Source organism: Mycolicibacterium frederiksbergense (genome assembly GCF_012223425.1).
Lineage (GTDB): Bacteria > Actinomycetota > Actinomycetes > Mycobacteriales > Mycobacteriaceae > Mycobacterium > Mycobacterium frederiksbergense.
Genome location: NZ_CP038799.1, coordinates 3,469,644 through 3,496,102, shown reverse-complemented (window position 1 = coordinate 3,496,102; position 26,459 = coordinate 3,469,644). Strand labels below are relative to the sequence as shown.

Annotated in this window: 27 protein-coding genes, 4 tRNA genes and 2 pseudogenes; 16 read left to right on the top strand and 17 right to left on the bottom strand. The window is 67.3% G+C overall.

Annotation, left to right across the window (positions count from 1 at the left end; genetic code table 11):
- A complete protein-coding gene (locus tag EXE63_RS19960) occupies positions 1–852 on the top strand; it encodes an NmrA/HSCARG family protein (RefSeq protein WP_168143356.1) in 852 nt (283 codons plus the stop codon).
- Here the strand turns inward: EXE63_RS19960 and EXE63_RS19955 are convergent.
- Both EXE63_RS19955 and EXE63_RS19950 read right to left on the bottom strand, forming a co-directional pair.
- Positions 845–1,759, bottom strand: coding sequence for a zinc-binding dehydrogenase (locus tag EXE63_RS19955; RefSeq protein WP_168143355.1), 915 nt, complete (start codon positions 1,757–1,759; stop codon positions 845–847). The genes EXE63_RS19960 and EXE63_RS19955 overlap by 8 nt on opposite strands.
- A complete protein-coding gene (locus EXE63_RS19950) occupies positions 1,759–2,187 on the bottom strand; it encodes a RidA family protein (protein ID WP_168143354.1) in 429 nt (142 codons plus the stop codon). Before EXE63_RS19950 ends, EXE63_RS19955 begins: the two co-directional genes overlap by 1 nt.
- Positions 2,188–2,232: 45 nt before the next feature.
- Here EXE63_RS19950 and EXE63_RS19945 point away from each other — a divergent pair, with 45 nt between their 5' ends.
- The 7 genes and pseudogenes from EXE63_RS19945 (at position 2,233) to EXE63_RS33020 (ending at position 8,546) form a co-directional block, all read left to right on the top strand.
- The gene (locus EXE63_RS19945; RefSeq protein ID WP_168145667.1) at positions 2,233–2,712 is read left to right on the top strand and encodes a MarR family winged helix-turn-helix transcriptional regulator; all 480 of its coding nucleotides are present in this window, start codon (positions 2,233–2,235) and stop codon (positions 2,710–2,712) included.
- Between the two features lie 10 nt (positions 2,713–2,722).
- Positions 2,723–3,883 carry a pyridoxal phosphate-dependent aminotransferase gene (locus tag EXE63_RS19940; RefSeq protein WP_168143353.1) on the top strand — a complete coding sequence of 387 codons (1,161 nt, stop codon included), beginning with the start codon at positions 2,723–2,725 and terminating at the stop codon, positions 3,881–3,883.
- A gap of 17 nt (positions 3,884–3,900) precedes the next feature.
- Positions 3,901–5,112 carry a DUF6986 family protein gene (locus tag EXE63_RS19935; RefSeq protein ID WP_168143352.1) on the top strand — a complete coding sequence of 404 codons (1,212 nt, stop codon included), beginning with the start codon at positions 3,901–3,903 and terminating at the stop codon, positions 5,110–5,112.
- The gene (gene alc / locus EXE63_RS19930; RefSeq protein ID WP_168143351.1) at positions 5,109–6,071 is read left to right on the top strand and encodes an allantoicase; all 963 of its coding nucleotides are present in this window, start codon (positions 5,109–5,111) and stop codon (positions 6,069–6,071) included. Before EXE63_RS19935 ends, alc begins: the two co-directional genes overlap by 4 nt.
- Positions 6,068–6,976 (top strand): allantoinase PuuE, encoded by a 909-nt coding sequence (gene puuE, locus EXE63_RS19925; protein WP_168143350.1) that lies wholly within the window; start codon positions 6,068–6,070, stop codon positions 6,974–6,976. Before alc ends, puuE begins: the two co-directional genes overlap by 4 nt.
- A 203-nt stretch (positions 6,977–7,179) precedes the next feature.
- Positions 7,180–8,208: pseudogene (locus EXE63_RS19920) on the top strand (DUF222 domain-containing protein); the annotation flags it as partial.
- A gap of 65 nt (positions 8,209–8,273) precedes the next feature.
- The gene (locus tag EXE63_RS33020) at positions 8,274–8,546 is read left to right on the top strand and encodes an HNH endonuclease signature motif containing protein (protein ID WP_234904190.1); all 273 of its coding nucleotides are present in this window, start codon (positions 8,274–8,276) and stop codon (positions 8,544–8,546) included.
- 93 nt (positions 8,547–8,639) lie between these two features.
- On the opposite strand, the gene EXE63_RS19915 is transcribed toward EXE63_RS33020, so the two are convergent.
- The 6 genes and pseudogenes from EXE63_RS19915 to EXE63_RS19890 all read right to left on the bottom strand — a co-directional run bounded on the left by EXE63_RS19915 (position 8,640) and on the right by EXE63_RS19890 (position 13,805).
- Positions 8,640–9,356 (bottom strand): aspartate/glutamate racemase family protein, encoded by a 717-nt coding sequence (locus EXE63_RS19915; protein WP_168143349.1) that lies wholly within the window; start codon positions 9,354–9,356, stop codon positions 8,640–8,642.
- Positions 9,353–10,900 (bottom strand): NCS1 family nucleobase:cation symporter-1, encoded by a 1,548-nt coding sequence (locus EXE63_RS19910; RefSeq protein ID WP_168143348.1) that lies wholly within the window; start codon positions 10,898–10,900, stop codon positions 9,353–9,355. Before EXE63_RS19910 ends, EXE63_RS19915 begins: the two co-directional genes overlap by 4 nt.
- 79 nt (positions 10,901–10,979) lie before the next feature.
- The gene (locus EXE63_RS19905; protein WP_168143347.1) at positions 10,980–11,678 is read right to left on the bottom strand and encodes a GntR family transcriptional regulator; all 699 of its coding nucleotides are present in this window, start codon (positions 11,676–11,678) and stop codon (positions 10,980–10,982) included.
- Between the two features lie 53 nt (positions 11,679–11,731).
- Positions 11,732–12,169: an SRPBCC family protein gene (locus EXE63_RS19900; protein WP_168143346.1), complete on the bottom strand. Its 438-nt coding sequence runs from the start codon at positions 12,167–12,169 to the stop codon at positions 11,732–11,734.
- A gap of 91 nt (positions 12,170–12,260) precedes the next feature.
- Positions 12,261–13,368: pseudogene (locus tag EXE63_RS19895) on the bottom strand (CaiB/BaiF CoA transferase family protein).
- Complete coding sequence (locus tag EXE63_RS19890) at positions 13,365–13,805, bottom strand: SRPBCC family protein (protein ID WP_168143345.1); 441 nt, start codon at positions 13,803–13,805, stop codon at positions 13,365–13,367. Before EXE63_RS19890 ends, EXE63_RS19895 begins: the two are co-directional and overlap by 4 nt.
- A gap of 56 nt (positions 13,806–13,861) precedes the next feature.
- Between EXE63_RS19890 and zwf the strand changes: the two genes are divergently transcribed.
- The 3 genes from zwf to EXE63_RS19875 all read left to right on the top strand — a co-directional run bounded on the left by zwf (position 13,862) and on the right by EXE63_RS19875 (position 15,938).
- On the top strand, positions 13,862–15,358 hold the full coding sequence (gene zwf / locus EXE63_RS19885) for a glucose-6-phosphate dehydrogenase (RefSeq protein WP_168143344.1): 1,497 nt from the start codon (positions 13,862–13,864) through the stop codon (positions 15,356–15,358).
- A 10-nt stretch (positions 15,359–15,368) separates the two neighbouring features.
- Entirely contained in the window at positions 15,369–15,710 is a 342-nt protein-coding gene (locus tag EXE63_RS19880) for a UBP-type zinc finger domain-containing protein (RefSeq protein WP_168143343.1), read from the top strand.
- 72 nt (positions 15,711–15,782) lie between these two features.
- Positions 15,783–15,938 (top strand): hypothetical protein, encoded by a 156-nt coding sequence (locus EXE63_RS19875; RefSeq protein WP_168143342.1) that lies wholly within the window; start codon positions 15,783–15,785, stop codon positions 15,936–15,938.
- Here the strand turns inward: EXE63_RS19875 and EXE63_RS19870 are convergent.
- Genes EXE63_RS19870 through EXE63_RS19855 form a run of 4 tightly spaced genes read right to left on the bottom strand, consistent with a single transcriptional unit; the run spans position 15,935 to position 19,386 of the window.
- The gene (locus EXE63_RS19870) at positions 15,935–17,500 is read right to left on the bottom strand and encodes a phytoene desaturase family protein (RefSeq protein WP_168143341.1); all 1,566 of its coding nucleotides are present in this window, start codon (positions 17,498–17,500) and stop codon (positions 15,935–15,937) included. The two genes, EXE63_RS19875 and EXE63_RS19870, sit on opposite strands and share 4 nt — an antisense overlap.
- Before the next feature lie 46 nt (positions 17,501–17,546).
- Positions 17,547–18,152: a TetR/AcrR family transcriptional regulator gene (locus EXE63_RS19865; protein WP_168143340.1), complete on the bottom strand. Its 606-nt coding sequence runs from the start codon at positions 18,150–18,152 to the stop codon at positions 17,547–17,549.
- Between the two features lie 39 nt (positions 18,153–18,191).
- On the bottom strand, positions 18,192–18,776 hold the full coding sequence (locus EXE63_RS19860; protein ID WP_168143339.1) for a TetR/AcrR family transcriptional regulator: 585 nt from the start codon (positions 18,774–18,776) through the stop codon (positions 18,192–18,194).
- Positions 18,777–18,795: 19 nt separating this feature from the next.
- Complete coding sequence (locus EXE63_RS19855) at positions 18,796–19,386, bottom strand: YdcF family protein (protein ID WP_209999769.1); 591 nt, start codon at positions 19,384–19,386, stop codon at positions 18,796–18,798.
- A 209-nt stretch (positions 19,387–19,595) separates the two neighbouring features.
- Here EXE63_RS19855 and EXE63_RS19850 point away from each other — a divergent pair, with 209 nt between their 5' ends.
- Together EXE63_RS19850 and EXE63_RS19845 are read left to right on the top strand one after the other, a co-directional pair.
- Positions 19,596–20,759: an N-acetyltransferase DgcN family protein gene (locus EXE63_RS19850; RefSeq protein ID WP_168143338.1), complete on the top strand. Its 1,164-nt coding sequence runs from the start codon at positions 19,596–19,598 to the stop codon at positions 20,757–20,759.
- A complete protein-coding gene (locus tag EXE63_RS19845; RefSeq protein ID WP_168143337.1) occupies positions 20,756–21,826 on the top strand; it encodes an alanine/ornithine racemase family PLP-dependent enzyme in 1,071 nt (356 codons plus the stop codon). The genes EXE63_RS19850 and EXE63_RS19845 overlap by 4 nt, the downstream gene beginning before the upstream one ends.
- 7 nt (positions 21,827–21,833) lie before the next feature.
- Here EXE63_RS19845 and EXE63_RS19840 read toward each other — a convergent pair.
- The 3 genes from EXE63_RS19840 to EXE63_RS19830 all read right to left on the bottom strand — a co-directional run bounded on the left by EXE63_RS19840 (position 21,834) and on the right by EXE63_RS19830 (position 22,144).
- A tRNA-Phe gene (locus EXE63_RS19840) sits at positions 21,834–21,910 on the bottom strand.
- 39 nt (positions 21,911–21,949) lie between these two features.
- Positions 21,950–22,026: transfer RNA gene (locus tag EXE63_RS19835), tRNA-Asp, on the bottom strand.
- Between the two features lie 45 nt (positions 22,027–22,071).
- A tRNA-Glu gene (locus EXE63_RS19830) sits at positions 22,072–22,144 on the bottom strand.
- A gap of 136 nt (positions 22,145–22,280) precedes the next feature.
- Between EXE63_RS19830 and EXE63_RS19825 the strand changes: the two genes are divergently transcribed.
- Positions 22,281–22,356, top strand: a tRNA-Lys gene (locus EXE63_RS19825).
- 9 nt (positions 22,357–22,365) lie between these two features.
- Here EXE63_RS19825 and EXE63_RS19820 read toward each other — a convergent pair.
- Together EXE63_RS19820 and EXE63_RS19815 are read right to left on the bottom strand one after the other, a co-directional pair.
- Positions 22,366–23,487: a serine/threonine-protein kinase gene (locus EXE63_RS19820; RefSeq protein ID WP_168143336.1), complete on the bottom strand. Its 1,122-nt coding sequence runs from the start codon at positions 23,485–23,487 to the stop codon at positions 22,366–22,368.
- A gap of 141 nt (positions 23,488–23,628) precedes the next feature.
- On the bottom strand, positions 23,629–24,639 hold the full coding sequence (locus EXE63_RS19815) for an oxygenase MpaB family protein (RefSeq protein WP_168143335.1): 1,011 nt from the start codon (positions 24,637–24,639) through the stop codon (positions 23,629–23,631).
- Positions 24,640–24,709: 70 nt separating this feature from the next.
- Between EXE63_RS19815 and EXE63_RS19810 the strand changes: the two genes are divergently transcribed.
- Both EXE63_RS19810 and EXE63_RS19805 read left to right on the top strand, forming a co-directional pair.
- Positions 24,710–25,294, top strand: a complete 585-nt coding sequence (locus EXE63_RS19810; protein ID WP_168143334.1) for a TetR/AcrR family transcriptional regulator — start codon at positions 24,710–24,712, stop codon at positions 25,292–25,294.
- 130 nt (positions 25,295–25,424) lie between these two features.
- The gene (locus EXE63_RS19805) at positions 25,425–26,429 is read left to right on the top strand and encodes an acyl-ACP desaturase (protein ID WP_168143333.1); all 1,005 of its coding nucleotides are present in this window, start codon (positions 25,425–25,427) and stop codon (positions 26,427–26,429) included.
- Positions 26,430–26,459: the final 30 nt, after the last annotated feature.

Below are 26,459 nucleotides of genomic sequence, written 5' to 3'. Positions count from 1 at the left end.
ATGACAGGACATTTCGCAGTGTTGGGCGCCACCGGCGCGCAGGGTGGCGCCGTGGTCAGGGCGCTACTGGAAAGCGGGGCGACGGTCCGCGGGATCACCCGCCGTACCGACTCCGCGTCGGCTCAGCGGCTCAGCGCAGCCGGCGTCGAGGTCGTCGCCGCGGACCTGTCCGATGAGACCTCGGTGACACGGGCCTTCACCGGGGTCGACGGCGCCTACGCGTTGACCACGCCGTTCGAGGACGGTCCCGAGGCCGAGATCGCCCAGGGCCGGACCATCCTGGATGCAGCGCTGGCAGCGCGGGTGCCGCACCTGGTGTTCTCCTCGGTCGCCGATGCCGACCAGCACACCGGCATACCGCATTTCGACAGCAAGGTCGCGGTGGAGGCGGCGCTGGCACGGTCCGGGTTGTCGTACACCATCGTCGGACCGTCGTATTTCTACGACAACATGCTGGGCGGCCTCGACGCCATCAAGGCCGGCGTGTTCGAGCTTCCGCTGCCCGCCGATGCCTCGTTGCAGCAGTTGTCCCGTCGCGATCTGGGACGGTTCGTCGGCGCGGTGCTCACCGATCCCGAACCGGTGCGCGGCGCCCGGATCGATATCGCCTCCGATCAGCCGACCGGCCGGGAGATGGCGGCCGCGCTGTCCGAGACGCTGGGCAGGCCCGTGGAACTGGTGACCCGCGATCCTGAGCTCATCGCCTCCGATGACATGCGGGCGATGTTTACCTTCCTGGCCTCCGGCGGTTACACCGTCGATATCGCCGCACTGCATACGCGGTACCCGCAGATCGGTTGGCAGAGCTTCACCGACTGGCTGGAGACCGATCTGCGTCCGCTGCTCAGCTGACCGTGAGCGTCGCCTTGCCGGCCACCCGCCGGCCGAGCAGGGCGTCGATCGCGGCATCGAGATTGTCCCAGGAGTCGCGGTAGCCCACCTGGGCGTCCAGCAGCCCGCGGCCGGTGAGATCCAGCACGTACTGCAGTTCCTCGCCCAACGGCCAGTTCGCCATGAACGACTCGATCCTGTTGTTCTTCCTGGCCATTCGCGCCGCCTCGAAATCGATCAGCGTCGACTGGCCGGACGCCGATCCGACCGAGATCAGCGTGCCGCCGTCGGCGAGCAGTCCGTACGCATCGGCCAGCATGGTGCCGCCGATGTGTTCGAGCACCCCATGCACCGGTTCCACCCCGTCGAGGCCGACCACGATCTCGTCGGCGCCGAGTTCGCGCAGGCCCGCACCGCGCTCGGGGCTGCCGACCGCGGCGATCACATGCGCACCCGCCCGGGCCGCCAACTGCACGGCCAGTCGGCCGACACCACCCGAGGCTCCGGTGACCAGAACCCGCTTGCCGAGTACCGGACCGAGCCGGCGGATGGTCTGCACGGCGGTCACCCCGGCGACCGGCAGCGCGGCCGCCGTGTCGAAATCGACCGAATCGGGGATCACCGCAACGTTTTCCGACGCCAGCACCCGACGTTGCGCCCAGCCCTGCGACCAGGAAGCCCCGGCCACCCTGGTGCCCACCGGCGGACCGGAACCGTCCGCGGCGGCGGTTGTCACGACGCCGGCGCTGTCCCAGCCGGGGATGTCCCCGGGATGTTCGGCGTTGTCACCGTAGTACACCTCACCGAAGTTCAGCGAGATGGCCTTGACGTCGATCAGCAGTTCGTTCGGCGCCGTGGGCACCGGGTCGGGGGCATCGGCAAACGCGAACTTGCGCGGGGCATCGGGGTCGAAGACGATGGCGCGCATCAGCTCTCGACCACCGCGGTGACACGGATCTCGATGCGCATCTTCGGTGCCCCGAGCGCGGTGACACCGATCTCGGTCCAGATGGGCGGCCGGTCCGGCATCCACTGACGAAGCTGCGCGAACATGACCTCGTTGTGGGCGTCGAAGTTCTCGTCCGGCTCCTTGAGCACGTGGTACGAGTTCACGTGCACGACATCTCGCCAGGAGGCGCCGGCCGCAGCGAGGGTGCGCTCCACGTTCTCGAAAGCCCGGACGATCTCGTCCTCCAGTGACTCCGGGAAGTTGAGATCGTCGTCCCAGCCGCCCTGCCCGGAGATCTCCACCCTGTCGCCGATCCGCACGGCTTGGTGATAGTGCCGTTCGGCCAGGGCGCTCTGCCCGTAGCCCGGCGTCACGAAGAACTCGATATCATTTTTCACTTCATGCATGAAGTCAAACGTACACCCGATGACTTCATGCGTAAAGTCATCCCGATGGCGAGCACCGACGCACCCCAGTGGTTGTCCGACGACGAGAAGCAGGCATGGACGGGTCTGATCTCGCTGATCCTGCTGATGCCCGGGAAACTCGAGGCTCCGCTGCGCCACGTCGACCTCACCCTTTTCGAGTACCTGACGCTCAGCCACATCTCCGATGCACCGGACCGGCGAATCCGGATGAGCGAGTTGGCGTTCCTGGCCAACGGATCCCTGTCGCGGCTGTCCAATGTGGTGAAACGCTTCGAGCAGCGCGGTTGGGTCACCCGCTTCCCGGACCCCGACGACGGCCGCTACACGCTGGCCGAGCTCACCGACGACGGCCACCGGCTGGTCGTCGAGGCCGCGCCGATCCACGTGCGTGCGGTCCGTGAACTGATCATCGACCCACTCACGGGCACCGACCTGGCGGCGCTGACGCGGATCGCCGCCAAGCTGCGGGTGGTGCCACCCGGGTTCAGATCCCAGCACGGATAGGGTCGAGGCCATGACCGTGCGCAGACTCCAGCCGTACGCGGTGACGATCTTCGCCGAGATGTCGGCACTGGCGGCCCGCATCGGCGCGGTGAATCTCGGACAGGGCTTTCCCGACGAGGACGGCCCCGCCGGCATGCTGAAGGTCGCCCAGGACGCCATCGCCGAGGGCATCAACCAGTACCCGCCCGGCCTGGGTATCCCTGCGCTCCGTACGGCCATCGCCGAGCAGCGCCGCCGGCTGTACGGCGTCAACTACGACCCGGACACCGAGATCCTGGTCACCGTCGGGGCGACCGAAGCCATCGCCGCATCGGTCATCGGGCTGGTCGAGCCCGGTTCCGAGGTGTTGGTGATCGAGCCGTTCTATGACTCCTACTCACCGGTGATCGCGATGGCCGGCTGCCACCGGGTCGCGGTGCCGATGGTGGCCGACGGCAGCGGCTTCGCCATCGACGTCGAGGCCCTGCGGGGCGCGGTGACGCCCAACACCCGGGCGCTCATCCTCAATTCACCGCACAACCCGACCGGCAGCGTGGCCTCCGCAGAGGAGCTGGCCGCGATTGCCGAACTGGCGATCGCCCACGACCTGCTGGTCATCACCGACGAGGTGTACGAGAACCTGGTGTTCGACGGCCTGCGGCATCTGCCGCTCGCGGCGCTGCCCGGCATGGCGGAGCGGACCGTCACCATCTCCAGTGCGGCCAAGATGTTCAACGTCACCGGCTGGAAGATCGGGTGGACATGCGGCCCCGCCGACCTCATCGCGGGCGTGCGGGCGGCCAAGCAGTACCTGAGCTACGTGGGCGGCGCGCCATTCCAGCCCGCGGTCGCCCGGGCCCTCAACGACGAGGACGGCTGGTCGCTGGCCCTGCGCGATACGTTGCAGGCCCGGCGCAACCGGCTGGCCGCGGCCCTGACCGACATCGGGTTCGGGGTGCACGACAGCCACGGCACCTATTTTCTGTGTGCGGACCCACGGCCTCTCGGATACTCCGACTCCACCACGTTCTGTGCCGAACTACCCGAGCGCGCCGGCGTCGCCGCGATTCCCATGTCGGCGTTCACCAGCGGCGATCACGGTTGGAATCACCTGGTGCGCTTCGCTTTCTGCAAACGCGACGAGACGATGAACGAGGCGATCCGTCGCCTCGGGGTGCTCAAGTCGCGCTGACACGGCAGGATGGACCGATGCCCACTGTGCGCCGAGTCCCCGAGGACACGCTCACACGTCTCGACGCCCTGCTCGAGGGTGTCGACGCCGCGTTGGCCGCTCGCTACCCCGGGGACCGCTCCGGCAGCCAGCCGGTGCACACCGTGTACCTCAGTGCCGCGGACGCCGGCCCGGCCACCGTCATCGAGTGGGGCGCGCACGCGCTCGAACTGCTGGACCGCTACCCCGAGGTGTTCGCCGAACTCGGGGATGAGACCACCCTGGCAATGGTCAGGGACCGGCTGCGCACCGCACCCATCGCGGATCTGCGGCTGGACTTCGAGGACGGGTACGGGCGGCGCGCCGAGGATGCCGAGGACGCGGACGCGGTGCGGGCCGGAGACACCCTGCGCGCGCTGGCGCTGGACTGTTCCGGGATCCGGATCAAGGGGCTGACCGCCGCGGATCGGCGACGGTCGGTGCGCACCCTGGAACTGGTGCTCGACGGCGGCGTCCCACCGGGTTTCGTGTTCACCGTGCCGAAACTGCGTGCGGCCGAACAGGTCACCGCCACGGTCTGGCTGTGTGAGGCTCTGGAGCAGGTGCACGGTCTGCCCGCGGGCGCCCTCCAGTTCGAGTTGCAGATCGAGAGCCCGCAGGCGGTCATCGGACCCGACGGCACCGCGACAGTGGCCCGGGCCATCGATCTGGCCGACGGCCGATGCAGCGGATTGCACTATGGCACCTACGACTACAGCGCAGCCTGCGGTATCGCACCGCAGCAGCAGTCCCTGGACCATCCCATCGCCGACCACGCCAAGGCCGTCATGCAGACCGCCGCCGCCCAGACCGGGGTGTGGATCGCCGACGGATCCACCCAGGTGTTCCCGGTCGGCTCCGACGACCAGGTGGTGGCCGCTATCCGCAGACATCACCGGTTGGTGACCCGGTCCCTGGAACGCGGCTACTACCAGGGCTGGGATATGCATGCCGGCCATCTGGTGACCCGATGGCTGGCCACCTTCACCTTCTTCCGCGCCGCCGTCGTTGCGGCCGCACCCCGGCTGCAGGCCTACCTGGACCGCCGGGGCGGCGCCATCGCCGATGAGCCCGCCACCGCGGAGGCGCTGTCGACGGTGGTCCTGCGCGGATTGGACTGCGGCGCGTTCGACTCCGACGACGTCGCGACCCTGGCCCCCGCGGCCACCATCGATGTACTGCGAAAGCTCAAGGACCGGAAGCTGATATGACCGAATCTCTCCCCGACTTCACCTGGCTGCCGGATCTGGCGCTGCGCACTCTCGGCGGCGCCGTTGTCTGGGCGAATGACGAGTCGTTCGCCGAGAAGGAAAACCTGATCTCGCAGGGACCGTCTACGTACCGGCCGGCCTCGTTCGGGCACAAGGGCCAGGTGTACGACGGCTGGGAGACCCGGCGCCGCCGCGAAACCGGCCATGACACCGCGATCGTCCGGCTCGGGGTACCCGGAGTGATCCGCGGCGTGGTGGTGGACACCGCATGGTTCAAGGGCAACTACCCGCCCGCCATCTCGTTGGACGCGCTCGAGGTCGACGGCTACCCCACCGCCGAACAGCTGGCCGCCGACGAGAACTGGACGCCGCTGATCGAACGCAGCCGCGCCTACGGGGACACCCGCAACAACTTCGAGGTCAGTTCCGAAAACCGCTGGACCCATGTGCGACTCAACATCTACCCCGACGGTGGGGTGGCGCGGCTGCGGGTGCACGGGGAAGGCCTGCCGGACAAGCGCTTCTTCGGTGTCGGCCCGCTGGACCTCGCCGCGCTGGAGAACGGGGGCCTGGTCCTGGACTGCTCCAACAGGTTCTACAGTTCCCCGCAGAACCTGATCTTCCCCGGCTACGCCCAGGTGATGGGCGACGGCTGGGAGACCGCACGCCGCCGCGATGACGCCAACGACTGGGTGCGGTTCCGGCTGGCCGGTCCCGGCCGCGTCAATCTGGCCGAGATCGACACCTCGTATTTCATCGGCAACTCCCCCGGCTCGGCCGCGCTCACCGGGTTCCGCGCCAACGGTGACCGGGTGGAACTGTTGCCACGCACCGATCTGCTGCCCGATACCCGGCACAAGTTCCTCATCGACGCCGACGACGTGCTCACCGAGGTACGGCTGGACATCTACCCGGACGGCGGGCTCGCACGGCTGCGGCTGTACGGGGAGCTGGCGTGACGTATCCCCGCGACCTGATCGGGTACGGGCGCCACACCCCAGATCCGCGGTGGCCCGGCGGCGCCGCGATCGCCGTCCAGTTCGTGCTGAATTACGAAGAGGGCGCCGAGAACTCGATCCTGGACGGCGATCCCGCGTCGGAGACGTTCCTGTCCGAGATCACCCCGGCCGAAGCGTTCGGCAGCCGGCACATGAGCATGGAGTCGATGTACGAGTACGGCTCACGTGCGGGGCTGTGGCGGATCTTGCGGATCTTCGAGCAGCGCGGCCTGCCACTCACGATCTTCGCGGTGGCACGTGCCATGCAACGCAATCCCGAAGCGGTGGCGGCGTTCTCGGAGCTGGGTCACGAGATCGCCTGTCACGGACTGCGCTGGAAGTCCTATCAGCTGATCGGCGAGGACACCGAACGCGCCCATATGACCGAGGCCATGCAGATCCTGACCGAACTGACAGGCGCGGCGCCGCTGGGCTGGTACACCGGTCGGGATTCCCCGCACACCCGCGAGCTGGTGGTGGAGCACGGCGGGTTCGTCTACGACTCGGATTCCTATGCCGACGATCTGCCGTACTGGGTGAGGGTCCGCGACACCGATCATCTGGTGGTGCCCTACACCCTGGACACCAACGATATGCGGTTCTCGTCGCCGGCCGGGTTCGCCAACGGTGACGAGTTCTATGCGCACCTGCGCGATGCCTTCGACGTGCTCTACGCCGAAGGTGTTGCCGGACAGGCGAAGATGTTGTCCGTGGGCCTGCACTGCCGGCTGGTCGGCCGGCCCGCCCGGGCGGCGGCGCTGCAGCGGTTCCTGGACTACGTGCAGTCACACGATCGGGTGTGGGTGGCACGACGCATCGAGATCGCCGAACACTGGCGGGCGGTCCACCCGGCGCCGGACCTGTAGCTTGTCGTGCCGCGCTTCGAGCGCCGCGGCCGGCCCGTCAGCCGTCAAAGTGTCACCGATATCTTGATGCATCTCCCTTGCGCGAGGCCTTGATTCGGCGTAGTATCGAACACAAGTTCGAATGCGACGTAGCTCCCATAGCGCCACGGTGAGCTTCAGACCGCGACTCCGGTCGCCGAGAGGTTCGATGGTCCCGCGGGATTATGCGAGCCGTTGTGACTGATCGTGCCCTTTGGGCACCTTCTGTGAAAGCCGGTATCCACATGGACGCCACTGATCTCGACACGGTCATCGATGCGCTGATCGATGATCTCACCCCCTCGCCTGTGCGGGATGAGGATCGCACTCCGTTTCATCTGCTCGACGCTCCCCGCCGGGTGATTGATGAGCAGCCTTTGTTGGCGGTGTTGGTGGCCGCGGTCACCGCCCGCAATCTGTTCGATCATGTGATCGCCCAGGCGGTCGCGGCGGCTGAGCGTGTGGGCATTCCGGCACGCAAGCACCTGCGTTCGGGGGCCGATCTGCTCACCAGTCTGGGTGTGGCGCCGGGCGCGGCGTACCGGGCCGCCCGGGTCGGTCGTGCAGCGCACACCCTGACTGCGCTGACCCAGCAGCAGCGTCTCGGTGGGATCGGCATCGAATTCGCCGACGCCGTCGGAAAAGGAATAGCCCACATCAGCGCCAGAGTCGCCCTGTCCGAGGAAGACCGGGCGGGCGTCGTGACGACGCTGATGATCCAGACCACCCCCTCCGGGGTGGCCAAGAAGGCCCGCGAGATCGCCATCGCGCAGGCCGCCACATCGCCGCAGGACGAGGGCATGGTGCCGGTCGCGGAGAACGCCGACCTCAACGACATGACCGTGGTGCAGACCGAGGACGGCCGGGTCGCCGCCAGCCTGGATCTCGACGCACTCACCGCGGAGGAGCTGCTCACCGCACTGGACCCGCTGTGCCGGCCGATACCGCTGCCCGACGGATCCCCGGACCCACGCCCAGTCGGTAAGCGTCGCGCCGACGCATTCGGACAGATCATGCGCACCTACCTGTCGAGCTCGCAGCGCCCGATGAGCGGTGGTGTGCTCCCGCACGTCACCCTGATCCGCCCCACCGCAACAGGGTTCGTCGACACCCTCGGATTCACCGGCCCCATCACCGCAGGCACCGCAGAGCTTGTCTCGTGCGACAGCACCCTCACGACGGTGACTGTCGATGGCGCGGGTGCACCCCTGGACGTCGGACGCAGCGAAAGGTTGTTTACGCCCCTGATCCGTAAAGGGTTGGCGGTCCGCGACGGTGGGTGCGCGCACCCACCGTCTGCGGACGACCCGTCTCCTGGTGCGATGCCCACCACATCCAACCCTGGGCCAGCGGCGGCACCACCAGCATCGACAACGGTGTGCTGCTGTGTCGACTGCACCACACCGCGATCCACCACGGCGGCTGGCAGGTCTACCTCGGCGCCGACCGCCACCCCTGGTTCATCCCACCGCACCGCCCGGATGAACCCGAACCCGCGCACCTGAGATCGCATGCGCGCCGCACCATGACCACCCTGCCCACCGCCGCATAACCAAAACCACACGGCACCTTGACAACTCCACAGTGAAACAGCCCGCGCAGCGGGTCCGGCGGCAGAACCCGCCGCCGGACCCGCCACCACGGATTAGGCCTTGTGGACGTACTCCTTGGCCGGCGGCGTCGCGAACTCGCCGCGCTTGCCGGTACGCAGCCCCATCGTCACCAGCGACTGCACCGTGAGCGTGGCGGCGGTGACACCGTCGACCACGGGCACACCGATCTCCTCGGAGATACGCTTGCACATATCGGCCATCCCCGCGCAGCCCAGCACCACCGCGTCGGAACGGTCCCGCTCCACCGCCTCCCGGCAGGCTTCGGTGACGAGTTTCGTTGCCATCGGATCGGTTTCGAGATCCAGGACCGGTATTTCGCAGGCGTGATAGCCGCGGCAGAAGCGGCTCATCCCGTAGCGTTCGGCCAGTTCCTCGGCCCGCCCGATGGTACGGCCCAGCGTCGTCACGATGCTGAACCCGCGGCCCAGGTGGCTCGCGGTCTGCATGGCGGCCTCGGCGATACCGATCACCGGCCCGGTGGCCAGTTCCCGTGCGGCGTCCAGGCCTGGGTCCCCGAAACAGGCGATGACATAACCGTCGACGCCCTCGGCCTCACCGCGCTGGATCGCCGCCAGCAGGCCGGGCACACTCATCGCCTCGTCGTAATGACTCTCGATGGACGGCGGCCCGAACTCGGAGGTCACACCGGTGACATCCACCCCCGCAGCCGCCACCGCCCGGGCGCAGACCTCGATCGTCGAGGTCATTGCCCGGGTGGTGTTCGGGTTGATCACCCAAATACGTGTCACGACACCGATTCTGCCACCAGGACGTCCCGCTTACCCCACAGGTAGTAGATCGCGAAGCCGACTCCGCAACCGATGAACCAGCTGTACTGGGCGGCGGCAGCCATGCCCGCCACGGAACCACCGAGCAACACCGGGATCATGGCCAAGATGGCACCGATGACGGTGGCGACGACGGCCACTTTGTTGTATCCCTTGGTGTACCAGTATTTCCCGGACTCATCCATGGTGAACAGATCGTCCAGCACCACCTTCTGCTTGCGGATCAGGTAGTAGTCGGCGATCAGCACACCGAAGAGCGGGCCGATGAAGGCGCCCAGTGTCTCCAGCGTGTAGTGGATGACCTCGGGGTTGTTGTACAGGTTCCACGGTGTGATCAGCACCGAACCGACGGCGGCGATCATGCCGCCGGCGCGCCAGCTGATGCGCTGCGGGCTGACGTTGGAGAAGTCGAACGCCGGGGAGATGAAGTTGGCAACGATGTTGATACCGATGGTGGCGATGGCGAAGGTCAACGCGCCCAACACGATCGCGAAGGTGCTGTCGATGCGGGCCACCGTCTCGACCGGGTCGGTGATGAGCTCACCGAACACCGGCAGGGTCAGCGATGCGGTGACGACCACCAGCACCGAGAACACCAGGAAGTTGACCGGCAGGCCGAGGAAGTTGCCCTTCTTGACGGCCGCGAACGACTTTCCGTAGCGGGAGAAGTCGCCGAAGTTGAGCATGGGGCCGGAGAAGTAGGAGACCACCAGGGCGATGGCGCCCAGCATCACCGGAACCGATGACCAGCCGGTGTAGGTGACCCCACCGAGGTTCAGATCGATGGCGGCCCAACCGGCCTCGTAGATCAGGTAACCGCAGAGCATGAACATGACAACGTAGACGGCGGGCCCGCAGAAGTCGATGAACTTGCGGATCGACTCCATACCGCGCCAGAACACGCAGGCCTGCAACACCCACAGCAGCAGGAAGCTACCCCAGCCCAGCAGTGACAATCCAGCGAATCCGTAGTCCGCGACCACCGCGTAGGGGGCCAGGCTGGGAAAGAGTTTGATCAGCACGATGTCCAGTGCCGCCGAAGCCAGGAAGGTCTGGATGCCGTACCAGGCCACCGCGATCAAACCGCGGATGATGGCCGGGATGTTGGCGCCCAGCACACCGAACACGGTGCGGCAGATCACCGGATACGGCACCCCGGTCGCCTGGCTGGGCTTGGCCACCAGGTTGCAGAAGAAGTACACGATGCTGATGCCGACCAGCAGTGCGATCAGCACCTGCCAGCTGGCCAGGCCGAGCGCGAACAGGCTGCCGGCGGTGACGTAGCCGCCGACGCTGTGCACATCGGACATCCAGAACGCAAAGATGTTGTAGGACGTCCAGGTCTGCTTGCCCAGCGGGGCGAGATCCTCGTTCGTCAGGCGCGGGTCGTAGCCGGGCTTGATGACGCCGCCGCCGACCGGATGGCCGGCGGCTTCGACGATGTCACCAGCACCGACAACGGCTCCCGGGGGCGCGTCATGCGGAGGTACAACGGTATCGGTCATGGTTGCCGACTATGGGACCGGATTGTTTCCCCACCGTTTCGGCGGACTTATCGGTCCGTTGCACGGGAAATATATTCGCTCACGCCAGCAGGCCGGTGTCGCGCGGCAGGGTGGCGATGACGGCGTTGAGCCGGGCGGCATGCTGTTCGGAAATGGCCAGCAGCGCATCGATATCGCCGGCCAGGAACGCCTCCAGCATGGCGCGGTGATCGGCGTGCAGTTCAGCCCGATCGGCGGGGCTGACATGCACCATCGACTGCACCGGTTCGGTGACGTTCCAGGCGGCCTCCAGCATGTGCAGCAGCCGGTGCATCCGTGAGGGGCCGGTCAGCGCGGCATGAAATTGCCTGCTGCCGCGATGATATGCGGCCGCATCCCCGTCCCGGATGGCTTGTTCCAGGCGCTGGTTGGCGATCACCGCGGTGGCGCGATCGGTGTCGGTGGCGTTGTGCACCGCGGCGGCCAGCGATGCCGATTCCAATGTTTCTCGCACGATGTACATCTCGCGCAGTTCCTGCGCGGTCAGCAGCGCGACGGTGTAACCACCGTTGCGGCGGTGCGAGATAAGCCCCTCGGCAACAAGGGTCTTCAGCGCCTCGCGGATCGGGATCTGACTCACCCCGAAAATTTCGGCGACCTCGGCCAGCGGAATCTGCGTGCCCGGCGGGACGCCACCGTCCAGAATGGCGCGCCGCAGTTCGCCGAGCACACCGTCCTGGGAGGTGCCCGCCCGTTCGGCGACCAGGCATTCGAGCAGAACCGAGCGCCGCACCCCCATCGGCTCAGATTAGGCCGGTCGTGTTGCGCCGCTGTTTCGGATCCGTCGGGCGCTCAGCCGTGGAAGCGGGTGACCCGGGTGCGAAGACGGTTCACCGCCGCGTCGAGCACCATCGCCTTGGCCCTGCGCAACAGGAACTCCGGGATCGGCGCGACCAGATCGATGAAGAGATCGAACCGGACGCGGGTGCGGTCACCCTCACGGATCAGCTTGTACTCGCCGTGCTGGCCGCGCTGCTGGAAGGTGTTCTGGGCGTCCCAGACCATCCAGTCGTCGCCCCAGTGGTACTCCAGCATCTCCCTGTCGGTGATCCCCATGATCTTCACCGTCGCCCTGACGTGATGGGGCCTGCCGTCGGGATGGCGGTCCACCACCTCCGCGGACCGATGCAGGGTGGACCAGGTCGGCACCTCGTCGATGTCGGCGAGCGCATCAAGGATCGCCTCCGGCGAGGCGTCGAAGAGGATTTCTCTCGACGCTCTGACAGCCATCAGGCAAATATAAGACTGCCCTTAAACTGGCGCAAGGATTTCGACCAACTGGGCATTGCCAATTTACACCGCCGACAGCAGCAAATCCGGCTCACCAGCCGACCTGGTCCAGCGCCGTGGTCTGCTGCGGCGGTCGGCCGATCGGCCCGGCCGGGGTACGGGAGAACCGCGGCGCCGGCGCGGCCTGACGCACCCCGTGCTCGTCGACCAGCGTGTCCCTGGCCAGCAGATGCTCGTCCTCGGCGGCCTCGGCCCAGTTCAGCACCGGGGTGACGCAGGCATCGGTGCCCGCGAAGATCGCCGTCCACTGCGCCCGGGTGCGGGTGGCGAACCGGGCCTCGAACACCGCACGCATGGCGGGCCAGCGGTCCCGGTCGGACTGGGCGGGCACCTCCCCTGCATCCACGCCGAGTCCGGCGAGCAGCGCCGCGAAGAACTGCGGCTCGATGGAACCCACCGCCATGTGCCCGCCGTCGGCGGTCTCGTAGACCCGATAGAACGGGGCGCCGCCGTCGAGCAGGAACGACTCCCGTTGATCGGCAAGCGAACCCGTCGCCTTCATGGTCCACATCACCTGCGCCAGCATGCTGACCCCATCGACCATGGCGGCGTCGATCACCTGCCCGGCACCGGATTTCTCGCGCTCGAACAGGGCCGCGACGATGCCGACCAGCACCAGCATCGAACCGCCGCCGAAATCGGCGACCAGATTCAGCGGCGCGACCGGCGGCCGGTCCCGGTAGCCGATGGCGCTCAGCGCCCCGGTCTGCGACAGATAGTTGATGTCGTGCCCCGCGGTCTGTGCCAGCGGCCCATCCTGCCCCCACCCGGTGATGCGCGCGAAGATCAGCCGCGGGTTCACCGCGGCGCAGTCCTGAGGCCCGATCCCGAGGCGCTCGCAGGTGCCCGGCCGGAAGCCGTCCAGCAGCACATCGGCCTTGGCGGCGAGGTCCAATAACGCCTGCGGGTCGGCTTTCACGTCCAGGTCGACGATCCGCTTGCCGCGGTGCAGCAGGTCGACGTTCTCGGCCGGCATCTTCAGGCCCTGTTTCCCCCGTCGCTTCGCTCGCCCGGCTGGGCCTGCGCACCCGCACCACGTCGGCACCGAGATCGGCCAGCATCATCGCCGCATGCGGCCCGGGCCCGATGCCACCGAGTTCGAGGACCCGGACACCGGCCAGCGGGCCGGACGGCGTCATCCCTTCTTGACCTTCAGCACCTGCTTGCGCAGGCCGCTGGTCGCGACGTCGATGGCGCCCTTCATCACCTGCTTGAGCACGAACCCGGGCAGCGGGATCGCCAGGTCGATGGTCATGTCGAACCGGACGCGCGTCTTGTCGCCCTCGGGGGTCAGCGTGTAACTGCACTCCTGGGATTTCAGCTGACTGGCCTTCACCAGGACCCAACTGACCTTGTACTCCTCCCAGGTGTAGTCGATGGTCAGCTGATCGCTGATGCCGACCGTCTTGATGGTCTGGATGACCCGGTGCGGACGGCCCTCGCCGTCGCGGTCCACCACCTCGGCCTTCTGGTACTGGGGTGACCAGCTCGGGGTGGATTCGACGTCGGCGACGACGGCGAAGATCTCCTCGGGGGACGCCTCGATCACCACTTCACGGGAAACGCTGGTTGCCATGGCCTGACAGTAGCGATGTCGCGCAGCGTTAACGTACGGATGGCAACATCGCGGCCATGGCCGCCGAGAACCCGCAGACCATCGCCTACCCCGCACCGGGTGCCCGCCCGCACCGTCGGGACACCGACCCGCTCGAACCCCACGTCATCGTGTTGTTCGGGGCGACCGGCGATCTCGCCAAACGCAAGCTGCTGCCCGGGATGGCCTACCTGGACCAGTCGGAGCTGGCACCCAACATTCAGGTGGTCGGGACTTCGCTGGAGGATCTCACCGACGACGAGTTCCGCGCGCTGGCCAAGGACGCGATCGAGAGGTTCGGCACGCACAAGCTCACCGACGAGCAGTGGGCCGATGTCTCCAAGATGCTCAGCTACGTCCCGCAGGGAGCCGGCCCGGAGGCGCTCGCCGAAGCCGTCGCCGCCGCCGAGGCCCGACTCGGTGGGAGTGCTCAACGGCTGCACTACCTTTCGGTGCCTCCCAAGGCGGCCCGCGCGGTCATCACCATGCTGCGTGAGGCCAATCTGGTGGAACGCTCGCGGGTGGTGATGGAGAAGCCGTTCGGCACCGACCTGGCCAGCGCGGTGGCCCTGAACGACTTCGTGCACGAGACGTTCAAGGAACGTCAGGTGTTCCGGATCGACCACTTCCTGGGCAAGGAGGCCGCGCAGAACATCCTGGCGTTCCGATTCGCCAACGGACTGTTCGAGCCGATCTGGAATCGTAACTTCATCGACCACATCCAGATCGACATCCCGGAGATGCTCGGTCTGGACGAGCGCGCCAACTTCTACGAGAGCACCGGCGCATACAAGGACATGGTGGTCACTCACCTATTCCAGGTGATGGCCTTCGTCGTGATGGAACCGCCGACCGCGCTGGAACCGCGCGCGATCAGCGAGGAGAAGAACAAGGTGTTCCGCTCGATGCTGCCGATCCAGTGCAACGACGTGGTGCGCGGACAGTTCGCCGGATACCGCGACCTCGACGGTGTGGCAAGAGATTCCGATACCGAGACCTTCATCGCCCTCAAGGTCGGCATCGACAACTGGCGCTGGGCCGGTGTGCCGATCTATCTGCGGACCGGCAAGAAGATGGCCGAGGGTATGCGCATCATCTCCATCGCCTTCAAAGAGGCCCCACGCACCATGTTCCCGGCCGGGTCGGGCGTGGGCTCCCAGGGCCCCGACCACCTGACCTTCGATCTGGCCGACAATTCCAAGGTGTCGCTGTCCTTCTACGGAAAGCGCCCCGGGCCGGGCATGAAGCTGGACAAGATGTCCATGCAGTTCTCCACCACGGAGATCCCGAGCAACGGCGACGTGCTGGAGGCCTATGAGCGGCTCATCCTGGATGCGATGCGCGGCGACCACACACTGTTCACCACCGCCGAGGGCATCGAATCCCTCTGGGAGCGTTCGGCTCATCTGCTCGACGATCCGCCGCCTGCCAAGCTGTACCAGCCGGGCACCTGGGGCCCGAACGCGATCCACCAACTGATCGCCCCCAACGCGTGGCGGCTGCCGTTCGAGCGGGCCTGGCGGGAGCGGAAGTAGACTCGGCCAGGTGGACATCGACCCCGCCAAGCCCCCGAGCGGTACCGGATGCGTGGAGTGCGACGCCGACGGCGGATGGTGGGTACACCTGCGCCGGTGCGCGGCCTGCGGCCATATCGGTTGCTGCGACGATTCGCTGGCCAAACACGCCTCCCAGCACTGGCGTGACACCGGGCATCCCATCATCCGCAGCTTCGAACCCGGCGAGGACTGGTTCTGGAACTACGCCACCGACGAGTACTACGACGGCCCCGATCTGGCTGCGCCGCAGGCGCACCCGGCCGACCAACCGACTCCGGGACCGCGTGATCGGGTACCCCGGGACTGGATGCGCCGGCTTCAGGGCGGCTGACCGGCGGTGGTGAAGTCGGGCCGAGGTGGTGCGCACCGTTTCCGGAGCCGACGAAACGGGTAGTCCGCTTCCGTGAGTGCAGATCCCAAGACCACCGAGTCAGACGCAGGCCCCGAGGGTGCCGAGGACGACGTCCAGAGCGATCCCGCCAAGGGCGCCGGGGACCGGGCGGACTGGTCCGACGAGGGCGGCGCCACCGCCGAAGGCAGCGCGGTCGACGACGCTTAACGCGCCTCGGCAAGTGCCGCCTTGGCGGCGTTGTAGCCGGGGATGAAGGTGATGCCCGGCCCACCATGGCATCCCGCGCTGCCCAGGTACAGCCCGGCGACCGGGAGTTCCTGATCGCCGTAGCCTCTGGGGCCTGGCCGGTTGGGTCCCATCTGTTCGGGGTGGATCAGGCCATGGCAGTAGTCACCGCCCGGCGCCCCGAACATGGTGCCCATGTGCTTCGGGGTGAAGGTGGTGTGCCGGGAGATCAGGCTCTCGAAATCCGGTGCCAGTCTGCTGATCTTGTCGATCACCCGTTGACCCATCTCGTTCTTCAGCTCACCGTATGAAGATCCCCCCGTGTCCTCCACCGGAAACCACAGCGAGAATGCCGACACCGCGTGCTTGCCGGGCGGGGCGAGGCCGGGATCCTGCACCGACGGCATCTGCATGGCGATGGCCGGATCGGCGGGCACGATACCGCGCCGGCAATCCTCCCACTGCTGCTGCAGTTCCTCGGGTGTGCTGAAAAGGCCGATGGCCGACTGCATTTCGGGGTCGTTGAGCATGCCGTACGGGTCGGCGAAGGTCGGGATGCCGTCGAGTGCGAAGTGCATCTGCAGGTAGCTGCCACGGTGGTCGATGTGGGTGTAGCGCTCGCGCGCCTCGGCGGGCACGGCCGCGGAATCCAGCAGGCTCGTCACGGTGAGGTCGGGCGCCAGCGCCGAGATGACGACCGGCGCCCCGATGGTGGAACCGTCCGCCAACCGCACCCCGGTCACGCGGCCTTCGGCGGTGAGGATCTCCTCGACCTGGGACCGCAACCGCAGTTCTCCCCCGCCCGCGGTCAGCAGGTCACTCAGATGCGCGGTGAGCGCGCCGATGCCGCCGCGTAGTTTCTTCATCAGCACGGCGTTCTCATCGGGCACGGCCAGCCCGAAGGCCAGAGCTGCTGCACTGCCGGGTGTGGCCGGTCCGCGGTAGGTGGTGTTGACGGCCAGAAAGCTGAGCATGCCGCGCAGCGCACCGTGCTTCTCGGCGTCGGGCAGATAGCGATCGAGCACATCGGTGACCGAGCCGAACAGCATGTCTGTGATGGCCGAACGCTCGAATTCGTTGTGCGCACAGGCATACATCTCGTCGAGAGTCTTCGCCGGCGTATCGGCGTCGAAGCGGCCGAGCGCGCAGGTGGGCGCCAGGCTCCATGCCATCAGCCCGGCCATGCCGTTGACCGCCTCGGCGCCGTGCACCTCGTTGAGGTGGGTGAGCAGCTTCATCGGATCGGTGTAGTAGATGACGGGCTCGTCACCGATGCCGCGCAGCGATACCGACATGACGTCGACATCGACGCATGGCAGCGTGTCGAGGCCCAGTTCGCGGCTGACCACCGCCGAGGTCGGGAACTGCAACGAGCCCGCGATCTCGAACTTGTATCCGTCGAAAAGCTCTACGGTGGAAGCCATTCCGCCGGCATAGAGCTTGGCGTCCAGGCACAGGGTGCGCATCCCGGCGCGTTGCAGCAGGGCGGCGGCGGCCAGGCCGTTGTGGCCCGCGCCGATGACGATCGCGTCGTAGTCCGGCATCAGCCCAGGTTCCACCCCGGCCAATGTTTTGTCAATAATGACAAAACTATCCTGCCGGGATGACCCCGGATTCCAGCGAGTCGAGCGCCATCCGGCACAGCCTGGCCAGTTCGGGCAGTGAGCGCACTTCGGCCAGCATCCACACCTCCATGGCGCCGAACACCGCCGCGGCGATGCAACGGGCGGCGACGGTGACCCGCAGCGCGGCATCGGAGCCCGGCCGCGGCGGATCGTCCTGGCGCAGGTGCTCCTCGACGACCTCGGCGAAGGACGCCTCGACCTGCCGGATATGGCGCACGATGCGGCCCGGGTCGAGCTCGTCGGCGCGCAGCTCGGCGATCTTGGCCACCGCGTCCACGTCGTAGGGGGATTGCAGGATCGCCGAGTGCACTGCCTCGACGATCGGCTCCTGGGGGGAGCGGTTGGCCAGCGCGGTGCGGAACCATTCCAGGCCGGCGTCGTAGTCGACGAACAGCAGATCATGCTTGGACGAGAAATGCCGGTAGAAGGTCCGCAGCGACACCCCGGCGTCGGCGGCGATCTGTTCGGCCGAGGTGTCCTCCACGCCCTGGGCGAGGAAACGCACCATCGCCGCCTGGCGGAGCGCGTCGCGCGTACGCTCACTGCGCGCCGTCTGAGCGGGCCGAACCATCAGCTCAACGTACCGGAGAGGTCGAGACGTCGACTCCGGTCAGCGCGGGGCGAACAGCGCGATGGTGGCGTCGACGGCCTCCTCGGTGATATCGCTCATCTTCCCGCCGTTCTCGACGGTGATGGCGGTGAGTTCGCGCAGGCCGCCGAGCAACATGACGATGCGCTGCCGCGACACCGGGCCGATCCCGGCGGCGCGGAACTGTGCGCTGTCCATCAGTGCGGTGACCATGTCGACGAAATGCTCCATGGACTCCCGGGTGAGCTCGCGGCCCGCCGCCCCGAGCGAGGGGCCGTCGCGGATCCAGCTCAGGGTGAGGTCGGGCCGGGACTCTCCCGAGGCGATCCACGCCTCGATGGCCTGGCGGGCCTGCTGCTGCCACGGCGCCTCGGGGTCGACGGCACCGGCGATGGACCGGACCTGTTCGGCGTTGGCTTCGGCGAGCAGCGCCATGAAGCACTCGTCCTTGCTGGAGAAGTGCTCGTAGAACGTCCGGCGCGAGGTCCGGGCGCGGCGCACGATGTCCGCGATCGTCGTCTTGGCGTAGCCGTCTTCGGCGATCGAGGCCTCGAACGCCACAAGGAGGCGGGCCCGGAAATCGGCCGCGGCAGCGTCCGTTGTCACCCGGCCACCTTAGAACGGTTCAGCCGATGGGGGTCAGCGGGCTGAGCACGTCACGGATGAACTGGGTGATGTTGGTCTGCGGATTGCCGTCCGGGAAGCTGACGGTGGCCAGCATGTTGCCGCCCGCGTCGGCGAAGTTCCTGTCGGCGCGACCCTGATGGGTCGAGGACGTCACCAGGATGATCCCCGTGGTGTCGGCCTTCTCGGCCAGCGGTACCGAGAACTGGGCGTTCTGGACCGTGCTGTTGGCCTTGTCCTCGACGATGATCCTGTTCGCGGGGAAACCGAGCAGCCGCAGCAGGTTGCGCATCTCGCCCGCCTCCGTGCGCCCCTTTTTCGGGTTGCCACCGGTGACGATGATCGGGGACTGCGGAAAGGCCTGCGCGACGGCCAATCCGGTCAGCACCCGGGTGTAGAGGATCGGGCGCATCCAGCCGTCCGGGGTGAGCCCGTAGCCCAGGATCACGATCGCGGGCTTGGTGAAATCCTTGCCTGCGGGTTGGGCGGCGGCCTGCGGCGCCACCCCGCACGCGAACGCCAACGCGACGAGCACGGCGCCGATGACGGTCTTCAGACGACTGCGCTTTTCATCCCCGAATGTGTGCGACACGTGAACTTGATCGTGATCAGTGGGGCGAATGTTACGGAGCCGACAATTCACTGCGCAGGCCGGTAGATGCAGGTCAGTCAAGATCGATCAGGTAGCGTTAACACGTCGGTAATATTGCCGGCCCTCAGGGCAGACCACTTCGTTGAACGTCGGGCTAGAACGCCCCGCCTCGATTGCGTCGCCTTCTCTGGGACTTCTCAGAGGATCTCATGTCTTCGCGTACCAGTGACACCTCATCTCTTCATGCCTCCGAACAGCGCGAACGCGCCCTCCCCGCACCGCCCTTCGCACTGCCCGGGGGTTCGACGGCCATCGTCTACTGCGAGGGACAGTTCGGCGAGCAGGACGGCAAGACCGCCAACGGACTGGTCCGGCACTCGGAGAGATACGAGATCCTCAGCGTCATCGACAGCCTGCGGGCCGGTGCGGATGCCGGAAAACTCCTCGACGGCACGGCGAACGGCATCCCGGTGCTGGCCTCACTCGCCGAGTCCATCGCGCACGCCGGACGCGTGCCGGACTACCTGATCTGTGGGTTGGCACCCGCCGACGGCCTGATGTCCGGCAGGCAACGGATCGTGCTGCTCGACGGTATCGCCCGCGGCATGCACATCATCAACGGCCTGCACGAGTTCCTCAACGACGATCCCGAGTTCGCGGCGGCAGCCGTGATCGCCGGTATCACCATCACCGACGTGCGCCGGCCGAAAGCCAAGCGCGATCTGCACCTGTTCTCCGGCCGGATCTTCGACGTCTCCTGCCCCCGGATCGCGATCCTCGGCACGGACGGGGCGATCGGCAAGCGCACCACCGCCACCCTGCTGGTCCAGGCGCTCAATGCGCACGGCATCAAGGCGGTCATGGTCGGCACCGGTCAGACCACCCTGATCCAGGGCGGCAAGTACGGCGTCGCACTCGATGCGCTGGTCCCCCAGTTCTGCTCGGGCGAGGTCGAACACCAGGTGGTCGCCGCGTTCGAGGGCGAAGACCCGGACGTGATCGTGGTCGAGGGCCAGGGCGCGCTCAGCCACCCCGCGTACCTGACATCGGCGCATATCCTGCGTGGCAGCCGCCCCGCCGCGGTGATCGTGCAGCACGCGCCCAAGCGCGCGGTGCTCGGCGACTTCCCGATGGTGGCGATGCCGACCGCGGCGAGCGAGATCGCACTGATCGAGGCGTTCGCCGACACCCGCGTCATCGGGGTCACGATCAACCACGAGCAGATGACCGAGGACGAGCTGAATACCGCGATCTCCGAACATCATTCGCAGCTCGGACTGCCCGTCACCGATCCCCTGACGCGCCCCGCGTCCGATCTGGTCGATATGGTGCTGGCCGGCCTGCCCGCGCTCGCGGCGATCACCCCCGTGTGACGCTTCGCATCGAGACCGATCTCGACAAGGTCGAGCAGAACACCCGGACCCTCGTCGATCTGCTCCAGGTATCGGGCATCCGGGTCACCGGGGTCACCAAGGCCGTGCTGGGTTCCCCGGCAGTCGGTGCGGCGATGCTGCGCGGCGGGGCCGGCGGCCTGGGTGACTCCCGGGTGGAGAACCTGGCCCGGCTGGCCGGCCTCGACCGATGGCCGCTGCGCACGTTGATCCGCTCACCCATGCTCAGCCAGGTGGCATCGGTGGTCGGGGTCGCCGACATCAGCCTGAACACCGAGGCCGTCGTCCTGGCGGCGCTCGATCAGGCCGCGGCCGAACAGAAGCGGATGCACGCCGTGGTGCTGGTGGTCGAACTGGGCGACCTTCGTGAGGGCATCTCGCTCGACGACGTGCCCGAGGCGGTGCGCGCCGTCCTCGGCCACTCCTCGTTGCGCCTGGCCGGGCTCGGGGCCAACCTCGCCTGCCAGAACGGGGTGGTCCCCGATGACCGGAACATGGGCGTCCTGACCCGGCTCGCCGACGATATCGAGGCACGGCACGGGATCTCGCTCGGCGTCGTGTCCGGGGGCAACTCGGCGAACCTGAATTGGGCTCTACACACCCGTGACGTCGGCCGGATCGACGAGCTCCGACTCGGCGAAGCCATCCTGCTCGGTGTCGATCCGCTGGACCGGACCCCGATCCCCGGCCTGCACACCGACATCTTCACCCTGACCGCCGAGATCATCGAAATCGCCATGAAACCGGCGCAGCCCTGGGGGGACCGCGCCCAGGCGGCGTTCGGGGCGGCTCCGGCACGCACCGGCAGCGGGAACGTGCATCAGGCGATCCTGGCTCTCGGTCGCCAGGACGTGGACCCCGACGGTCTGCGGCCTCCCCCGGGCATCACGATCCTGGGAATGAGCAGCGATCATCTGGTGGTCGATCTCGGAGATCATGAGGCCGTGGTCGGCGACGAGATCGACTTCGGTGTCGGCTACAGCGCACTCGTGCGGGCCATGACATCGCCGTTTGTCGCCAAGGTGGAGGTGGGCGCAACGCTGCCGTGAGAAATCGTGGTGGCCAGGGCCGGGATCGAACCGGCGACCTTCCGCTTTTCAGGCGGACGCTCGTACCAACTGAGCTACCTGGCCGGAAGGCTCCGGCCTTGCGACCGGAAAACCTCGCCGAAATGGCGACCCTGACGGGACTCGAACCCGCGACCTCCGCCGTGACAGGGCGGCGCGCTAACCAACTGCGCCACAGGGCCTTGCTCTTTACTGCTTCGCTCCGGTGTGTCACCACCGTCGCGCCGTACCCCCAACGGGATTCGAACCCGTGCTACCGCCGTGAAAGGGCGGCGTCCTAGGCCGCTAAACGATGGGGGCCTATCCGAATTTCTTCGGGCCGCTCTCAACGCCGGTGACGTTGGAAGCTTCGATAGCTTAGGACACGGCCCTGCGAATTCCCAAACCGGATACCCCCATCCGTCCGGGAGGGCCGCCCAGTATCCTTTTGCACCACGCCCCTATAGCTCAGTTGGTAGAGCTACGGACTTTTAATCCGCAGGTCCCAGGTTCGAGCCCTGGTGGGGGCACCACAGGGCGCCTCATCCGTCCTCACCGCGCTTGGGCTTCGGGCCCTTGCCGTTCTCGCCCCTCTTCTCCTCACTGTTGCCGCGTCCCCGCGTCGGGGCCGGCTGCTGCTGGTCCACCGGTGTGGTCGTGGCGGTGGGCGTGGGCGCCGGTACCGCGGTGGTCGTGATGGGCGGCTGCGTGGTGGTCGTCACCGGGGTGGGCGTGCCGGAACGGGAGGCGGTGTCCACCACGAAGGCGATGACGAGCACCAGCACGGCCAGCAGCGCACCGGCGATACCCATCAGCTTTCGGCGGTTGCTGCGCGGCGCCGGCACCGGCACGTACGCGGTCGCCGGATCGGGCAGCGGCTGGTCCAGGAACAGCGTCTGGGGCCGCGCCGCAGTCAGGGCGGCCCGCATCTGGTCGGCACCGGCGAACCGGGCCCGCGGGTCCGCCGCGGTGGCGCGCTGCACGACCGATGCCAGCCCCGGGTCGATGTCCGGTCGCAGCGCGGCCAGGTTGTCCTGCGGGCCGGGGACGCGTCCAGTGAGCGCCTCGAAGGCCAGCACTCCGACCGCGTACAGATCGTCGGCGGTCGTCGCAGGTTGCCCGGCGAGTCGCTCCGGGCTGAGATAGCCCAACGTACCGATCACCAGACCGGTCATGGTGTGGCTGGATTCCGGGCTCTTCGCGATGCCGAAATCGGCGACCTTGGGCACACCGTCGTCGGTCAGCAAGATGTTCGCCGGCTTGATATCGCGGTGCAGGACACCGGCGGCGTGCGCCGCCGACAGTGCGGAGAGCACATCGTCGAGCAGTGCGCGGAGCTGTGGCAGGGACATCGGTCCCTGCGCGATCGTGTCGGCGACGGTGCGCCCGCTCAGGCGCTCCATGACGATGTACGGCGTGCCATCGTGCTCACCGCTGTCGTGCACCGCGACGATGTGCGGGTGGCTGAGCCGCGCCGCCGCGCGGGCCTCGACCTCGAAGCGGCGGCGGTTCTCGGGCTGCGCGGCCAGCGCCGGGTACATCAGCTTGATCGCGACGGCGCGACCGAGTCGGGTGTCCCAGCCGTCGTGGACTTCCGCCATACCGCCGCGGCCGAGCATCCCCCGCAGTTCGTAGCGGCCGCCGAGTATGTCGGGCCCCTGCATGGGCCCTACGGTAGCCCGGCGTTGCAGCCCGCAAGGCACCGCAGCACGCGACCTCGCCGCGAAGTTGCGGTTATCGCGCAGAAGTTCGAGAAGACACCACGACAACCGCAATCTCGCGGCGCGATGCGCGCAACGGCAGCGCTAGCCGACCTTGGGGCAGTAGAAGTTCGGGCTGTCCCGGTACTCGATGGGCGGCAGGTTGCGCGCCGGGGTCTCGACCAGCGGGGAGTCCGCGGGCAACCGGCCCGCGGCCCGGTCCACCGCGGAACGCTTGCGCGGATGCATCAGTGCGCGCCTGGGCAGCACCTTGGTCGCCACGGTGATGATGCTGCAGAGCCGGTCGTGCAAGAACTGCTGGCGCGGCGTCCACGTGTACCCCATCAGGTCACGCACCGGCTGGTCGTAGAGGGCGACGGTCATGAAGGTCAGGAATCGCTGCATGACCTTCAGGTTGAGCGCCCACAGCGGGTCCGGAATCCATTGCAGGGAAGGGTGTTTGGGCATGGTCGAGAGGTCCATGACCTCGCGCGCGGCATAGTTGTTCTCCAACACGTTGCGGCACATGTGATCCCAGTACTGCTCGAACTCCTCCCAGGAGTTCGGCACCGGCCGCATGCTCATCCCGTACATCCGGTACCAGCTGACGTGCTCGTCGAACAGCTGACGCTTGTCGGCCAGCGAGATCCCGCCGCCGAACTTCTCGGCGGCCAACAGGGTGGACTTGAAGAACGTGGCGTGCGCCCAGTAGAAGACGTCGGGATTCAACGCGCTGTAGCGGCGCCCCTGCTTGTCCACACCCTTGATGCCGATGTGATAGTCGCGCACCTCGGCGCCGGTCTTGGGTGCGCGGTCCCCGTCGAAGACCACACCACCGATCGGGTAGATCGAGCGCAGCAGCCGCGGGATCCGCTCGATGAAGAAGATGGAGTGTTCCTCGACCGCCGCGCCGAGCTGTGGGTGCATGTTCTGCATCGACCCGGCCCAGGTGCCCTGGAACAGGCCCGTCCACTGGCCGAAATATCTCCAGGTCAGCGAGTCCGGCCCGAGCGGCATCGCGGGGGCGTCATAGCCGCCGGAACTGACTGGGCAGCCCGCCGCCACCTCGGCCGATGCGCTGGTCACCGGGCACGTCTCGGACGTATCTTGAGTCACTGGCGAACTTCCCGTCCCGGTCAGATCAATTCTGACTACACTCGTTGTCACTACGCAGCTTAGGAGTGATGTGCCGTCCGGTCAACGACGTGGTCGATGGTCCGGCGTTCCCCTGCAGGATCGCCAGACACTGCGGCGCGGTGAACTCATCGCCGCCGGGGTGACCCTGCTCGGGGGAGCGGCCGGCCCGGCGCTGACGGTGCGCGCGGCCTGCCGCGAAGCGCGCCTCACCGAGCGGTATTTCTACGAGAGCTTCACCGACCGCGACGAATTCGTGCGCGCCGTCTACGACGATGTCTGCAGCACCGCGATGAAGGCCCTGCTGTCCTCGCAGACGCCCCGTGACGCCGTCGAGGCGTTCGTGGCGCTGATGGTCGACGATCCGAGCCGCGGCCGGGTCCTGCTGCTGGCCCCCGAGCGCGAACCGGTGCTCACCAAGTCCGGCGCGGAATGGATGCCCAACTTCATCGCGCTGCTGCAGCACAAGCTCACCGAGATCACCGACCCGGCTTTGCAGGCAATGGTCGCGACCGGCCTCGTCGGAGCTCTGACGGCGTTGTTCACCGCCTATCTGAACGGCCGCCTGACCGCCACCCGCGAGCAATTCGTCGACTACTGCACCGACATGCTGCTCAGTCGCGCTACCGTGCGCTGAGCCTTTGCCAGCGGGACGCCGCGGGTCGATGTGGAACCGTTACCAGACGCACAGGCGGCGTAACTTGATGTCACTGGTGGGCACAGATATATTGAGTGCTACCAACAGGTACAGATAACTGGGAGTGAACGTGTCGCAAGACCTACCCGACGTGCAATTGCTGCGCGAGCTCGAGCCTGTCGTCGAGAAGAACATCAACCGGCACCTCGCCATGCGCAAGGACTGGAATCCGCACGACTACATCCCGTGGTCGGACGGCAAGAATTTCTACGCCCTCGGCGGGCAGGACTGGCACCCTGAGCAGTCCAAGCTCTCCGAGGTCGCCCAGACCGCGATGGTGCAGAACCTGCTGACCGAGGACAATCTGCCCTCCTATCACCGCGAGATCGCGATGAACTTCACCATGGACGGCCCGTGGGGCTGGTGGGTGAACCGCTGGACCGCCGAGGAGAACCGGCACGGGATCGCGCTGCGCGACTACCTGCTGGTCACCCGCGCCATCGACCCCGTCGAACTCGAAGAGCTGCGCGTCGAGCAGGTCACCCGCGGCTTCTCCCCCGGCCAGAACCAGCAGGGCGACCTGTTCGCGTCCACCCTGTTCGACTCCGTGGTCTACGTGACCTTCCAGGAATTGGCCACCCGCGTCTCGCACCGCAACACCGGCAAGGCCTGTGAAGAGACCATCGCCGATCAGTTGCTGGGCCGAATCTCCGCCGACGAGAACCTGCACATGATCTTCTACCGCGACGTCAGCGCCGCCGGTCTGGACATGGTGCCCAACCAGGCGATGAAGTCGCTGCACCGGGTGCTGCGCAACTTCAAGATGCCCGGGTACACCGTGCCCGAGTTCCGCCGCAAGGCCGTCACCATCGCCGTCGGCGGTGTGTACGACCCGCGCATCCACCTCGAGGACGTCGTGATGCCGGTGCTCAAGAAATGGCGCATCTTCGAACGTGAGGACTTCACCGGCGAGGGCGCCCGGCTGCGTGACGACCTCGGCGAGCTGGTCAAGGAGCTCGAGGACACCTGCGTGAAGTTCGAAGTGGCCAAGGAGCGCCGCCTGGAGCGCGAGCGCAAGGTCGCCGAGAAGAAGGCCATGAAGAACCTGTTGGTGACATCATCGGCAGCCTCCTAGCCCCAGCACCCAGCGAAACGGCCCGGTCTG

Bases quoted from the DNA above. Each gene is read 5' to 3' on its own strand.
- EXE63_RS19865 (WP_168143340.1), bottom strand. From the start codon at position 18,152: ATGGTTCGGCCCGCTCAGACGGCGCGCAGTGAGCGTACGCGCGACGCG.
- EXE63_RS19950 (WP_168143354.1), bottom strand. From the start codon at position 2,187: ATGCATGAAGTGAAAAATGATATCGAGTTCTTCGTGACGCCGGGCTAC.
- EXE63_RS19870 (WP_168143341.1), bottom strand. From the start codon at position 17,500: ATGCCGGACTACGACGCGATCGTCATCGGCGCGGGCCACAACGGCCTG.
- EXE63_RS19910 (WP_168143348.1), bottom strand. From the start codon at position 10,900: ATGACCGATACCGTTGTACCTCCGCATGACGCGCCCCCGGGAGCCGTT.
- EXE63_RS19850 (WP_168143338.1), top strand. From the start codon at position 19,596: ATGTCTTCGCGTACCAGTGACACCTCATCTCTTCATGCCTCCGAACAG.
- zwf (WP_168143344.1), top strand. From the start codon at position 13,862: ATGGCCGCCGAGAACCCGCAGACCATCGCCTACCCCGCACCGGGTGCC.
- EXE63_RS19945 (WP_168145667.1), top strand. From the start codon at position 2,233: ATGGCGAGCACCGACGCACCCCAGTGGTTGTCCGACGACGAGAAGCAG.
- EXE63_RS19905 (WP_168143347.1), bottom strand. From the start codon at position 11,678: ATGGGGGTGCGGCGCTCGGTTCTGCTCGAATGCCTGGTCGCCGAACGG.
- alc (WP_168143351.1), top strand. From the start codon at position 5,109: ATGACCGAATCTCTCCCCGACTTCACCTGGCTGCCGGATCTGGCGCTG.
- EXE63_RS19940 (WP_168143353.1), top strand. From the start codon at position 2,723: ATGACCGTGCGCAGACTCCAGCCGTACGCGGTGACGATCTTCGCCGAG.
- EXE63_RS19820 (WP_168143336.1), bottom strand. From the start codon at position 23,487: ATGCAGGGGCCCGACATACTCGGCGGCCGCTACGAACTGCGGGGGATG.
- EXE63_RS19890 (WP_168143345.1), bottom strand. From the start codon at position 13,805: ATGGCAACCAGCGTTTCCCGTGAAGTGGTGATCGAGGCGTCCCCCGAG.
- EXE63_RS19955 (WP_168143355.1), bottom strand. From the start codon at position 1,759: ATGCGCGCCATCGTCTTCGACCCCGATGCCCCGCGCAAGTTCGCGTTT.
- EXE63_RS19935 (WP_168143352.1), top strand. From the start codon at position 3,901: ATGCCCACTGTGCGCCGAGTCCCCGAGGACACGCTCACACGTCTCGAC.
- EXE63_RS19960 (WP_168143356.1), top strand. From the start codon at position 1: ATGACAGGACATTTCGCAGTGTTGGGCGCCACCGGCGCGCAGGGTGGC.
- EXE63_RS19900 (WP_168143346.1), bottom strand. From the start codon at position 12,169: ATGGCTGTCAGAGCGTCGAGAGAAATCCTCTTCGACGCCTCGCCGGAG.